The 12,549-nt window shown below is 72.0% G+C and carries 13 protein-coding genes and 1 pseudogene; 2 read left to right on the top strand and 12 right to left on the bottom strand.

The features are described from left to right. The 3 genes from BGM09_RS13905 to BGM09_RS13895 form a co-directional block, all read right to left on the bottom strand. A partial coding sequence (locus tag BGM09_RS13905) for a chromosome segregation SMC family protein (RefSeq protein ID WP_188281862.1) occupies window positions 1-1,459 on the bottom strand: 1,459 nt, incomplete at its 3' end. A gap of 212 nt (window positions 1,460-1,671) precedes the next feature. After that, a complete protein-coding gene (locus BGM09_RS13900) occupies window positions 1,672-1,875 on the bottom strand; it encodes a hypothetical protein (protein WP_188281861.1) in 204 nt (67 codons plus the stop codon). 296 nt (window positions 1,876-2,171) lie between these two features. Next, complete coding sequence (locus BGM09_RS13895; protein WP_188281860.1) at window positions 2,172-2,453, bottom strand: acylphosphatase; 282 nt, start codon at window positions 2,451-2,453, stop codon at window positions 2,172-2,174. Window positions 2,454-2,598: 145 nt separating this feature from the next. Here BGM09_RS13895 and BGM09_RS13890 point away from each other — a divergent pair, with 145 nt between their 5' ends. Together BGM09_RS13890 and BGM09_RS13885 are read left to right on the top strand one after the other, a co-directional pair. Continuing rightward, window positions 2,599-3,483: a CAP domain-containing protein gene (locus tag BGM09_RS13890; protein WP_188281859.1), complete on the top strand. Its 885-nt coding sequence runs from the start codon at window positions 2,599-2,601 to the stop codon at window positions 3,481-3,483. Window positions 3,484-3,568: 85 nt separating this feature from the next. Beyond that, window positions 3,569-3,994: a winged helix-turn-helix transcriptional regulator gene (locus BGM09_RS13885; RefSeq protein ID WP_188281858.1), complete on the top strand. Its 426-nt coding sequence runs from the start codon at window positions 3,569-3,571 to the stop codon at window positions 3,992-3,994. On the opposite strand, the gene mutM is transcribed toward BGM09_RS13885, so the two are convergent. From mutM to BGM09_RS13840, 9 genes and pseudogenes are all read right to left on the bottom strand, one after another. Then, window positions 3,967-4,833 (bottom strand): bifunctional DNA-formamidopyrimidine glycosylase/DNA-(apurinic or apyrimidinic site) lyase, encoded by an 867-nt coding sequence (gene mutM, locus BGM09_RS13880; protein WP_188281857.1) that lies wholly within the window; start codon window positions 4,831-4,833, stop codon window positions 3,967-3,969. The two genes, BGM09_RS13885 and mutM, sit on opposite strands and share 28 nt — an antisense overlap. 187 nt (window positions 4,834-5,020) lie before the next feature. After that, window positions 5,021-5,761 carry a ribonuclease III gene (rnc, locus tag BGM09_RS13875; protein ID WP_188281856.1) on the bottom strand — a complete coding sequence of 247 codons (741 nt, stop codon included), beginning with the start codon at window positions 5,759-5,761 and terminating at the stop codon, window positions 5,021-5,023. A gap of 19 nt (window positions 5,762-5,780) precedes the next feature. Further along, complete coding sequence (gene rpmF / locus BGM09_RS13870; protein WP_188281855.1) at window positions 5,781-5,954, bottom strand: 50S ribosomal protein L32; 174 nt, start codon at window positions 5,952-5,954, stop codon at window positions 5,781-5,783. Window positions 5,955-5,956: 2 nt separating this feature from the next. Further along, window positions 5,957-6,565 carry a YceD family protein gene (locus BGM09_RS13865; RefSeq protein WP_223186859.1) on the bottom strand — a complete coding sequence of 203 codons (609 nt, stop codon included), beginning with the start codon at window positions 6,563-6,565 and terminating at the stop codon, window positions 5,957-5,959. A 175-nt stretch (window positions 6,566-6,740) separates the two neighbouring features. Beyond that, window positions 6,741-7,904: an ATP synthase F0 subunit B gene (locus BGM09_RS13860; RefSeq protein ID WP_188281853.1), complete on the bottom strand. Its 1,164-nt coding sequence runs from the start codon at window positions 7,902-7,904 to the stop codon at window positions 6,741-6,743. Between the two features lie 10 nt (window positions 7,905-7,914). Beyond that, window positions 7,915-8,394, bottom strand: a complete 480-nt coding sequence (gene coaD, locus BGM09_RS13855) for a pantetheine-phosphate adenylyltransferase (protein ID WP_188281864.1) — start codon at window positions 8,392-8,394, stop codon at window positions 7,915-7,917. A 70-nt stretch (window positions 8,395-8,464) separates the two neighbouring features. After that, window positions 8,465-9,043 (bottom strand): 16S rRNA (guanine(966)-N(2))-methyltransferase RsmD, encoded by a 579-nt coding sequence (gene rsmD, locus BGM09_RS13850; protein ID WP_188281852.1) that lies wholly within the window; start codon window positions 9,041-9,043, stop codon window positions 8,465-8,467. A gap of 62 nt (window positions 9,044-9,105) precedes the next feature. Then, window positions 9,106-11,346, bottom strand: coding sequence for an ATP-dependent DNA helicase RecG (recG, locus tag BGM09_RS13845; RefSeq protein ID WP_188281851.1), 2,241 nt, complete (start codon window positions 11,344-11,346; stop codon window positions 9,106-9,108). 69 nt (window positions 11,347-11,415) lie between these two features. Continuing rightward, window positions 11,416-12,549 (bottom strand): annotated as a pseudogene (locus BGM09_RS13840) (dihydroxyacetone kinase); the annotation flags it as partial.

Raw genomic sequence — 12,549 nt, 5'->3', positions numbered from 1 at the left:
GGGCGGCGACGGCGGCGCGGCGGCGCTCCGCAGCGGTGGCGGCCTCGCGTGCGGCGCTGAACGCCTCCTCCGCCGCGGCCTGTTCGCGGCGCGCGGCCTGGAACCGCTCCTCCAGCTCCGAGTCGTCCGCGTCCAGGCCCTCGACCTGCGCGCGCAGTTCCTCGTACTCGCCCTGCGCGGACTCCGCCCGGTCCCGGGCCTCGTCGCGGGCGGCGGCGAGGCGGCCGATCTCGGCCTCGGCGGAGGCGGCCTTGGAGCGGGCCGCGTTGACCTGGGCGTGCAACCGGGCCAGGCCCTCACGGCGGTCGGCGATGGCGCGGGCAGCGGTCCTGAGCCGGGCCTCCTCCTCGGCGAGCCGGCGCTCCAGCTCCGCGCGGTGGTCGACGGTGTCGTCCAGGGCGCGCTGGGCCGCGTCCAGCGCCTCGGACAGCTCGGCCTCCTGCTCGCGGATGCGGGCGGCCTCGCGTTCCATGTCCTCCGGGTCCCGGCCGCGCCGCTCCTCGGCGGGCTGGGACGTGGCGTGCCGGTGCCGCTGCTCGGCAAGGCCGACCGTGCCGCGTACGCGTTCGGCGAGCTGGGACAGCGCGTACCAGGTGGCCTGCGCGTCGGCCAGCCGCGGCGACAGGGCGCGTACCTGTTCCTCCAGGCGGGCCTCGCGCTGCACGGCGGCGGCCAGTTCCGCCTCGACGGCGTCGCGGCGCTCCTTGAGCGCGGCCTCGTCGGCGACCTCGGCGCTCAGCGCCTCCCGCAGCGTGACCAGGTCGTCAGCGAGCAGCCGCAGCCGGGCGTCGCGCAGGTCGGCCTGGATGACGGCGGCGCGGCGGGCGACCTGGGCCTGGCGGCCGAGCGGTTTGAGCTGGCGGCGCAGCTCACCGGTGAGGTCCGTCACCCGGGCGAGATTGGCCTGCATCGCGTCCAGTTTCCGCAGCGCCTTCTCCTTGCGCTTGCGGTGCTTGAGCACACCCGCGGCCTCCTCGATGAAGGCGCGGCGGCCCATCGGGTCGGCGTGCAGCACGGAGTCGAGCTGGCCCTGGCCGACGATGACGTGCATCTCGCGGCCGATGCCGGAGTCGGACAGGAGTTCCTGGATGTCCAGCAGGCGGCAGGTGTCGCCGTTGAGCTGGTACTCACTGCCGCCGTTGCGGAACATGATCCGCGTGATGGTGACCTCGGCGTACTCGATCGGCAGGACGCCGTCGCTGTTGTCGATGGTCAGGGACACCTCGGCGCGGCCCAGCGGGGGGCGGCCCGTGGTGCCGGCGAAGATGACGTCCTCCATCTTGCCGCCGCGCAGCGACTTGGCCCCCTGCTCGCCCATGACCCAGGACAGCGCGTCCACCACATTGGACTTGCCGGACCCGTTGGGGCCGACGACGCAGGTGATTCCGGGTTCGAAGCGCAGGGTCGTCGCCGAGGCGAACGACTTGAAACCGCGCAGCGTGAGGCTCTTGAGATGCACGCCGGTCGACTCTACTCGTCGTCCTCGGTTTCACCGAGGAAGACGCAGGGCACATCATGCGTTAAGAAGCGATCGTCCAGGCGGGGAGCGGGTGGGGAGCAGGGGCGAGGGGACAGCGCGCGGAATGACGAAAGGGACGCCGAAGCGTCCCTCGCGGATTCTGCAGATTCTCAGGCGGTGTCCGGGGACACCTGTCCGGGCCGAGGACCGGTTCAGGCGAGCACGGGCTCCGCGCGAGATACGTCGATGCTGCTGAGCAGCGACTCTTCGTGCGATGCGACAGTCAGAGCGTCGTTCTCGGCCTGCATCCGGACAAGCTCGGATTCCAGATCCTGAACGCGCTGCTGGAGCCTTCGCATCTCGGCGAGAAGTCGCGGGTCGGGACCGCCGACGTAACCGAGAAGCGCCTTTGCCATGATGGATGGTCCTCCACGCTGAGTGACCGACCGAATGCGGTTTGGGTCGTGGGTGAGGGTTGCTCGCCCGCGCAGGGTGAGTGCCGTGACCGCCGCTGAACAATCCTGGAGTCACGATGCGCGGGGCTTCCAGAGTCTCACCAAATAACGGGACGGTCAACACGATCACAGCCCAGTCGTCGGGTGCGCCTCAGAAAACACGGCGCTGACGGCGCCGCGGGCTGCCCGCGTGGCATAGGGATCATGCTCGATGGGGGCAGCCTGACACGACGATCGTCGTATGGCAACCAAATTGCTCAGCGGATTTCGAAACCTTCGTATCCGCCCCGTGGCCGGCCCCAGATCTCGGTCACTCCGTCGACCCGGCCGGGCGTGTCCCCGCGGTGCAGCCACTCCAGCAGCCGCTCGCACTGTTCACGCGTGCCCTCGGCCACGACCTGGACCCGGCCGTCGCCGAGATTGCCCGCGTAACCGGCGAGGCCGCCCAGTTCCAGGGCAGTGGCCCGGGTCCACCACCGGAAGCCGACGCCCTGGACGCGTCCGCGCACCCACGCGGTGAGCCGGACATCTTCGTTCATGTCCGCACGCTATCCCGCCAGTTGGATCGGCAGCACATCGGCGGGCGGCGTCATTCGCTACAGTCACCCGACAACGGGGTCACCCGTTCGGGTTAATCCGCCGAACCGGGCCGCCAGAACCGAGCCGACCAGAGGAGCGCGAAGGATGGGCCGTCACAGCCGTCATGCGCAACCGGCAGCGCCGGAGACGGGACCCCGCTCGCACCGCGGGCGCCGTAAGCACCACCCGGTCCGTACCGGACTGCTCGCCACGTCGGCCGCGATGGCCGTGGGCGCGGTCGCCGCGTCCTCCGGGATGCTCAGCGGCCTCACCGCCGGCCTCGACTACCGCCAGGGCGACGCGGGCCACACGCAGGCCGACGGCCCGGCGGACACCTCGCCCGACGGCAGCGACATGCCCTCGCCGCTGGGCGACAGCACGGCGCCGACCCCCGGGCAGACCACCGGCTCCCCCGGCACCCCGTCCTCCGGTACGCCGTCGAAGCCGGGCACGATGCGGTCGAACACGGCGACGCCGTCCCGTACGGCCACCAGCCCGGCCGCCGCCCCCACGCCGACCCGTACGACGGCCGCGCCCACCACCCCGGTGCCGACCACCACCGCGGCCCGCACCCAGCCGCCCACGACCGCCGCCCCGGCCTCCACCGACGCCGTCACGGCGGCCCGCGCCGCGATCCTCTCCCTGGTCAACACCCAGCGCGCGAGCGCGGGCTGCTCCCCGCTCACCGCCAGTTCCTCCCTCGACGGCCTCGCCCAGGCGTTCAGCGAGGACATGGCCGCCCGCGGCTTCTTCGACCACACCGACCCCGACGGCAAGACCCCCTGGGACCGCGCCAAGGCCCTGGGCATCACCAACCTCGGCGGCGAGAACATCGCCCGCGGCCAGGCCACCGCCCAGGCCGTCATGGACGCCTGGATGAACAGCCCCGGCCACCGCGCCAACATCCTCAACTGCGACTACAAGACCCTCGGCGTCGGCATCCACTACGGCAGCGGCGGCCCCTGGTGGACCCAGGACTTCGGCTTCTGAGGCCGCCGGGGCCGCCCCGGCCAGGGCGCTCACCGGCGGATCGCGCACTCCTGGAGTGCGCGCTGTGCGGGGGTACGCTGGGCGTATGGCAGACAGCGACCGGACGGCGGAGAGTGCCGGGACCACCGTGAAGGACGACGGCAGGCTCGCCTTCGACGTCTTCGCGCGGTCCTGCCCGTCGCGCGGGACGCTGGAGCATGTCACCGGGCGGTGGGGCAGCCTGACGCTGGGCGCGCTCTACGAGGACACGCTGCGGTTCAACGCGCTGCGCCGCCGCGTGGACGGGGTCAGCGAGAAGATGCTGTCGCAGACGCTGCACGCGCTGGAGCGCGACGGCCTGGTCGTCAGGGACGCGCGGCCGACGAATCCGCCGCACGTCGAATACCGGCTCACCCCGCTCGGCCGGGAGACCGCCACGCGCCTGCTGTCGCTGATCGCGCTGGTCGAGGGCCGGATGCCCGAGGTGCTGGCCGCGCGCGAGCGCTACGACGCGGAGCGCGGCACCGGCTGACAGCGCGGGCAGAAGTAGCTCGACCTGTTCATCCACGGCCGGCGCCTGATCGGTGTGCCGCAGCGGCGACAGGGCTCGTCCTCACGGCCGTACGCGTCCAGCGACCGGTCGAAGTAACCCGATTCACCGTTCACATTGACGTACAGGCTGTCGAAGCTGGTGCCGCCCACCGCGAGCGCGTCGCCCATCACCTCGCGGATGTGCGTGACCAGCTCCGCCGTACGCGGCCTGGTCATCGACGCCGTCGGCCGCTCGTAGTGCAGCCGCGTGCGCCACAGCGCCTCGTCGGCGTAGATGTTGCCGACCCCGCTGATCAGCGACTGGTCGAGCAGTGCCCGCTTGATCGTGGTGCGCTTGCGGCGCAGCGCCGTGTGGAAGGCGTCCTCGTCGAAGGCGTCGTCCAGCGGGTCGCGCGCGATGTGCGCCAGGACCGCCGGGAGGCCGTCCGCCGCGCCCGGCACCACCTCGTGCACGGACAGCCCGCCGAAGGTGCGCTGGTCGACGAAGCGCAGTTCGGTGCCGAGGGTGTCCTGGAAACGGATACGGATCCGCAGGTGGGTCTCCGCCGCCGCGGTTTCCGGCTGCACCAGGAGCTGACCGCTCATCCCCAGATGGGCCATCAGCGACTGGTCTTCGGTGACCGGCAGCCAGAGATACTTGCCCCTGCGGTGCGCCTCGCCCATCGCCGCGCCTTTGAGCCGCGCCGCGAAGTCCTCGGGCCCGGCCACATGCCGCCGTACCGCCCGCGGATGGAAAACGGTGGCCGTCTCGACGATGCGGCCCGAGACCCAGCGCGAGAGTCCGCGCCGGACGACCTCCACCTCCGGCAGTTCCGGCACGGCTTTCCTTCTTTCCACGGAAGTGGGTACGCCCCCGAAGGGGCGCGGGGAACTGCGCGCTCGGCCCATGACCCGGCCGCAGATCACCACCGGCCCCAGCGGGGCAGATGGGTTGCCTTCGGACCATCGGCCCGGTGGGGGCTGATCGCGCCGTTCCTCGCGCCCCTGACGGGGCACAACTCACCCGTCAGCTCGCCGCTGAGGCGGCGGCTTCGCGGATGGAGCGCCAGGCGGACTCCGCCGCCTGCTGCTCGGCTTCCTTCTTGCTGCGGCCGGTGCCGGTGCCGTACTCGACGCCACTGACGCGGGCGGCAGCCGTGAAGGTCTTCTCGTGGTCGGGTCCTGATTCGGTGACCACGTACTCGGGAACGCCGAGCCCTTCGGCTGCGGTGAGTTCCTGGAGGCTGGTCTTCCAGTCCAGTCCCGCACCGAGGTTGGAGGACTGCTCGATGAGCGGGTCGAAGAGCCGGTGCACCAGCTCGGAGGCCGCTTCGAGCCCCTGGTCGAGATAGACCGCGCCGATGACGGCCTCCAGGGTGTCCGCGAGGATGGATGCCTTGTCCCGGCCGCCGGTGCCCTCTTCGCCCCGGCCCAGGCGGATGAACGCGCCGAGGTCGAGCCCGCGGCTCACGCCCGCCAGGGCACGTGAGTTGACCACCGCGGCCCGCAGCTTGGCCAGTTGGCCCTCGGGCAGGTCGGGGTGGGTGCGGTAGAGGGTGTCGGTGACCACCAGGCCGAGCACGGAGTCCCCGAGGAACTCCAGCCGCTCGTTGGTGGGCAGCCCGCCGTTCTCGTACGCGTACGAGCGGTGGGTCAGCGCACGCACCAGAAGGGCGGGCTCGAGGGTGTACCCGAGCCGCCCTTCCAGAAGCGTGGGGGACGAGGCTTTGTCCGCCGTGGCCGACTGTGGCGCTGAGGCGTCTGACATGGAGCCTGTCACCTGCCGATCAGACGTCGATGACCTGACGGCGGTTGTACGTGCCGCAGCTCGGGCACGCGATGTGCTGGAGCTTCGGCTCGTGGCAGCGCTCGCACGCCACCAGGCTCACGGGCGCAGCCTTCCACTGCGAACGGCGGTGGCGCGTGTTGCTGCGCGACATCTTCCGCTTCGGAACAGCCACGGCTACTTCTCCTGGTTCTCGTCGGCACCCTGGTCGGTACCGAAATCCTTGTTGAGATCCTTCAAGGCCGCCCACCGGATGTCGGTGACCTCGTGGTGGTGGTCCGGGTCGTCCGCGAGGCGAACTCCGCATTCGGAGCACAGCCCTTCGCAGTCCTCCCGGCACACCGGCTGCGACGGCAGTGCGAGCACTACCGCGTCGCGCAGTACGGGTTCGAGGTCGAAGAGATCGTCCTCGAGTTCAAACGCGTCCTCGTCCTCGGCGTCGTCACCGGCTTCGTCCTTGCGGGCGGTCCTGGTGTCGGCGTCGGGGTAGGAGAACATCTCCTGGAATTCCGCGTCCAGCTCACGCTCGACGGGCTCCAGACACCTTACGCACTCCCCCGTGACCGGTGCATGGGCGGTGCCGGTGACCAGCACACCCTCCATGACCGACTCCAGGCGGAGGTCCAGCTCGACCGTGGCGCCCTCCGGCACCCCGATGACATCGACGAGGCCGAGGTCCTTGGGGGCCGGCACCGAGCGGGAGACCTTCCTCATCGCACCAGGACGCCGGCCCAGCTCGTGTGTGTCGAACACGAGTGGGTTGCGGTGGTCGAGGCGGGTGTTCAGGGCTTCCTGCTTTCATCGGTACGGCCTGCCCCGCGGCCCTCGCGGGCGACCCTTGCGGGCGGGCAGGCCAAAGCGCCGGGAATTCACACGGCTGGAAGTGACAGGATACTGGACCACACCGCCCGCACCCAAACGGAGCCTGTCCGGGGCTGCCGACAGGCTCCCGCCGGCGCCCTCAGCGGCCCTGCTCCAGCTCCCTCAGCCGGTTGAGGTCGATCAGTCCGGTGTCGAAGAAGCTGGTCTCGTCCAGCGCCGCGGGCTGCTGCCCCTGCTGCTGCGGATAGCCCTGCTGCTGGTACGGGATCTGCTGGTCGTACTGCTGCTGGTCGTAGCCGTAGCCGGACGGGTCCTGCTGGTACGCGGGCTGCTGCTGGCCGTACGGGTCCTGGGCCTGGGCGCCGTAGTCGACGTAGTCGCCGGAGCCGGCGGCGGCCTGCTGGTACTCGGGCTGGTAACCGCCGTCGCCCTGGTAGCCGCCCTGCTGGTACGCGGTGTCCTGCTGCGGATAGCCGTAGCCGGGAGCCGCCTCGGCGGCGGCCTGCTGCTGGGCCGGGTCGTAGCCGTACTGCGCCAGGCCGGCCTGTTCGGGGGCCGTGGGCGCGGCCAGGCCCGCCATGTAGTCGGCGTCGCTCTGCCGCTGCCCGCCGTGCTCGCCGTCCGCGGCGTCCTGCGCGGCCATCTGCGCGGCGAGGTCGTCGATCGGATTGTGGCCGGTGAGCTTCAGGCGCCCGCGGCCGACGGCCTCCAGGGTCTTGCTCAGGACGGCCTCGAAGGCGCCCAGCTTGGCGTCCACGTACGCGTCGGCGCGGCGGCGCAGCGTCTCCGGGTCGGCGCTGCGCTCGGGGGCGTCCGCGTCCTCCTCGGTCTGGTCGTAGCCCTGGTCGTAGCCGTTGGGGTCGTGGCCGAGCAGCTTCTCCCGGCCGCGGTCGACCGAGCCGATGGTCTTGGTGAGGACCACTTCGAAGTTGGCGAGCTTGCTGTCGACGTAGTCGTCGGCCTCGGCGCGGATCTCGGCGGCCTCGCGGCGCGCCTCGGCGACGATCCGCTCCGCCTCGTCCTGCGACTGGCGGGCCACCTGGGTGTCGGAGACCAGCGATCCGCGTTCGGCGTGTGCCGACTCGATGATCCGCTGGGCTTCGGCTCGGGCCTCCCCGACCATCGTCTCCCGGTCGCCGAGCAGCGCCTGCGCCTGGGAGAGGGAGTCGGGAAGCGCGGCGGCGACCTCGTCGAGCATGGCGAGCAGCTCGGCACGGTTCACCACGCAGGAGGCCGACATCGGCATCGACCGGGCGTTAGCCACGGTGGCCGCGATCTCATCGAGCTTCTTCTGGACGTCCACGGGGGGAAGCCTAGCGCTGTCGGAGTTTGGGCTTGAGCGCGTGGAGGACGGGGGACGGCACCAAGTGGGAGATGTCGCCGCCCCATTGGGCGACTTCCTTGACCAGGCTGGAGGACAGGAAGCTGTAGGCGGGGTTGGTGGGGACGAAGAGGGTCTCGACACCGGTGAGGCCGATGTTCATCTGGGCCATCTGCAACTCGTAGTCGAAGTCGCTGACCGCGCGCAGGCCCTTCACGATGGCCGGGATCTCGCGCTGCTTGCAGAAGTCCACCAGCAGGCCGTGGAACGACTCGACCCTGACGTTGCCCAGCTCGCCCGTGACCTCCTCGATCAGCGCGATGCGCTCCTCGATGGTGAACAGGCCCTGCTTGGACTGGTTGATCATCACGGCGACGTACACGGTGTCGTACAGCCGTGACGCGCGGGCGATGATGTCGAGGTGTCCGTTGGTGATGGGGTCGAAGGACCCCGGACAGACGGCGCGGCGCAAGAGTGGTTCCTCGCTCTCCGTACGGCGGGTGCTACGGCTCATGGTGCGGGTTCATGCCGACTGCGCGGGCTCATGACCCGGCGGTGACCGGGGCGGCGCGACCGTACCAAAGCGTCGCCTCGCCGTACCGCCGGGACCGCAGGCCCGTGAAACCCGGGGGCCAGCCGAATTCGCCGCCCCGGGTCCTGCGCTCCACGGTGACCAGCGCTTCCTCCGTCAGCCAGTCATTGGCCAGGAGTGTGAGCAGGATCTCCCGCAGTTCGCCGCCCTCGACGTCGTACGGCGGGTCGAGGAAGACCACGTCGTACGGCCGCGGCGCCGGCCCCGCGACGATCTTCTCCGCACGGCCCGAGCGCACCTCGGCGCCGGGCAGTTTCAGCGCCGCCACGTTCTCCCTGATCACCCGCGCGGCCCGCGGCTCGGCCTCGGCCAGCAGGACGTGCTCGGCGCCGCGCGAGAGCGCTTCGAGGCCGACCGCGCCGGAGCCCGCGTAGAGATCGAGCACCCTGGCCCCCTCCAGCGTGCCGCGCAGCGACTGAAGGGTGGAGAACAGCCCCTCCTTGGCGCGGTCGGACGTCGGCCTGGTGCCGTCGCCCGGCGGTACGGCGAGGCGCCGCCCCCCGGCGGCGCCGGCGATCACGCGGGTCATGGAACTCACTTCCGGTGCGGGGACCTGGTCCGACGCGCCCCACGATACGGGCCCCGGCCCGGCTACCCCTTCTCCAGATACTCCTCGCGGTCCGCGTCCAGCAGGCTGTCCAGGGCGCTGCGGAGGTCGGGGTGCGCGGTGAGTTCGGGATCGGCGGCCACGACCGCGGTGGCCTCCTCACGGGCGGCCTCGATGACGTCGCGGTCGTCCATGACGGTGAGCACCCGCAGCGAGGAGCGGCTGCCGGACTGGGCCTGGCCGAGGACGTCGCCCTCGCGGCGCTGCTGGAGGTCGATCTCGGAGAGTGCGAAGCCGTCCAGCGTCCCGGCCACCGCGTCCAGGCGCAGCCGGGCCGGGGTCGCCTCGGGCGCCTCGGAGACCAGCAGGCACAGGCCGGGCGCGGAGCCGCGGCCGACCCGGCCGCGCAGCTGGTGGAGTTGCGAGACGCCGAAGCGGTCGGCGTCCATGATCACCATGGCGGTGGCGTTCGGCACGTTCACCCCGACCTCGATGACCGTGGTGGCGACCAGGACGTCCACCTCGCCCGCGGTGAAGCGGCGCATCACGTCGTCCTTGGCGTCCGGCTGCATCCGGCCGTGCAGCACCTCGACGCGCAGCCCGCTCAGGGCCCCTCGGGCGATCTGCTCGGCGACGTCCAGCACCGCCAGCGGCGGCCTGCGCTCGTCGTCGTCGGGACCCGGCTCCTTCTCCTTCTCGGCCGCTTTCGCTCCCTTGGCCTTGCCGCTCGCCTTGCCCTCCTCCTCGTCGCCGATCCGCGGGCACACCACGTATGCCTGGTGCCCGCCCTCGGCCTCCTCCCGTACCCGCTCCCAGGCGCGGCTGAGGAAGTGCGGCTTCTCGGCCGCCGGTACGACATGGGTGGCGATCGGCGAGCGCCCGGCGGGCAGTTGGTCCAGTACGGACGTCTCCAGGTCGCCGAAGACCGTCATCGCGACGGTGCGCGGGATCGGGGTGGCCGTCATCACCAGCAGGTGCGGCGGCTGGGCGGCCTTGGCGCGCAGCGCGTCGCGCTGCTCGACGCCGAAGCGGTGCTGTTCGTCGACCACGACCAGGCCCAGGTCGTGGAACTTCACCTTGTCCTCGATCAGCGCGTGCGTGCCGATCACGATCCCGGCCTCGCCCGTCACCAGGTCGAGCAGCGCCTGCCGCCGGGCGGGCGTCCCCATGGAACCGGTCAGCAGCACGACCTTCGTGCCGAGGTCCGAGCCGCCCAGCATGCCCGAGGACTCGGCCAGTTCGCCCATCATCTCGGTGATGGAGCGGTGGTGCTGCTGGGCCAGCACCTCGGTCGGCGCGAGCATCGCCGCCTGGCCGCCCGCGTCCACCACCCCGAGCATCGCCCGCAGCGCCACCATCGTCTTGCCCGAGCCGACCTCGCCCTGCAACAGCCGGTGCATCGGGTGCTCGGCCGCCAGGTCCTCGAAGATCTCGCCCGACACCTTGCGCTGGCCGTCGGTCAGCGTGAACGGCAGCTTCGCGTCGAACGCCGTCAGCAGTCCGTCCGCGCCCGGCCGCCTGGGCACCGCGGGCAGCGCGGAGTCCGCCGCCCTGCGGCGGGCCAGCGCCACCTGGAGCACGAACGCCTCGTCCCACTTCAGCCGGTCCCTGGCCGCCGCGATGTCCGCCTTCGTCCGCGGCCGGTGGATCCGCTCCAGCGCCTCCGGCAGCGGCGCGAGCCCGCGCGCCTCGCGCAGCGCCGCGGGCAGCGGCTCCCCCACGCCCTCCCAGCCGATCGCCGTCAGCGAGTTGAGCGCGGTGTCCACCGCCTGCCCGATCCGCCACGAGGTGATCTGCTTGCACGCCGGATACAGCGGGATCAGCCGGTTCGCGAAGGCGTCCAGCGCGTCCTTCTCCGCCCCCTCGTCCGCGTCCAGCAACTGGTAGTCCGGGTGGGCCAGTTGGCGCGTCCGGTTGAAGACCGAGACCTTCCCCGAGAACATCCCCCGCCGCCCCGGGATCAGCCGGTGGGCGTGCGCGTGCGCCGCCTTGCTGAAGAACACCAGGGTCAGCGAACCGCTGCCGTCGGTCACCACGACTTCGAGCCGCACCCCGGACCCGCGGCCGTACGTCCGCTTGTCCGCCTTCGCGATCTGCGCCACCACCGTGACGTACTCGTCCACCGGCAGATCCGCCAGCCGTGTCAGCTCCCCGCGCTCGGCGTACCTGCGCGGATAGTGATGCAGCAGGTCACCCGCGGTGTGCAGCCCGAGGTGGTCGGCGAGCACCTTCGCGGTACGGTCACCGACGATTTTCCGCAGCGGATCGTCCATGGGGTTCGACATCGGGATCCATCTTGGCGCACCCCGCCGACAAATCCCCCTCGGACAGGTCCGCGCGGCGCTCTGCGGGGGTTACTCGACGCCCACCAGGAGGGGGCAGGTGCCCTGGCCGCCCTCGTAGGTCACCGTGTCCACCGCCAGGTGGGCCTCGCGGACGTGGGACTCGATCCGGGCGGTGAGGTCGGCGGGGGCGTCGGGGCCCGGGATGAGGGTGACGAGTTCACCGCCGGCGGCGAGCATGCGGTCCAGGACGGCGGTGGCGGTACCGGCGAGCGTGGTGCCGATGACGGCGACGTCGCCGTCGATGAGACCGAGGACGTCGCCGGCCTGGCAGATGCCCGCCGAGGTCCAGGACCGGTGCTCGGCGACGGCGAGTTCGGCGTAGCGGGTGGCTCCGGCGGCGGAGGTCATGGCGACGACGTCCTCGTCGAAGCGCCGGGAGGGCTCGTGGACGGCGAGGGCGGCGAGGCCCTGGACGGCGGAGCGGGTGGGGATGAGGGCGACCCGGACGCCGTCGGCGCGGGCCTGTTCCGCGGCGGCGCCCGCCGCGTGCCGCAGGTCGCGGTCGTTGGGCAGCAGGACGACCTCGAGGGCGTGGGCGCGGCGGATGGCGGCGGCGATCTCGCCGCTGGCGGGCTGCTCGCCGGGGCGGACGGCGACGACGGTGGCTCCGGCGCGGGCGCACAGCGCGGACAGGCCGTCGCCGCGGACGACCGCGACGACGGCGCGGTGCGCCGGTTCGGTGCGCGGCCGGGTCTGGTCGGCGAAGTGGGTGACGCGGATGCGGTACGGGCGGCCGGCCTCGATGCCCGCCTCGATGGCGGCGCCGACGTCGTCCACGTGGACGTGCACATGGAAGAGCCCGTCGCCGCCGACGACGACGAGGGAGTCGCCGAGGGCGTCGAGCCGGGCCCGCAGCGCGGTGACGGCGGGGTCGGCGGCCTCCAGCAGGAAGATCACCTCGAAGGCGGGGCCGTCGGGGACCGCGTCGTCGGGGCACAGGTCCTCGTCCTCGACCGGGACGGTGTGCCCGGCGCGGAAGTCCGTTCCGGCCAGGGGCTGTTCGGGGGCGTCGCCGGTCACGGCGGCGGACAGCGCGACCGGCGCGTAGGTGATGGTGTCGGCGGGTTTGGTCTCGCCGCTGACCGGCAGGGTGGTGAAGACCAGGCTGTCGCCGGAGTCGGTGAGCTGGCCGCGCGCCTCGGA

The sequence above is a fragment of the Streptomyces sp. CBMA29 genome (genome assembly GCF_014596445.1).
Lineage (GTDB): Bacteria > Actinomycetota > Actinomycetes > Streptomycetales > Streptomycetaceae > Actinacidiphila.
The sequence above is the reverse complement of the archived record's forward strand: the minus strand, read 5'-3'. Positions and strand labels throughout refer to the sequence as shown.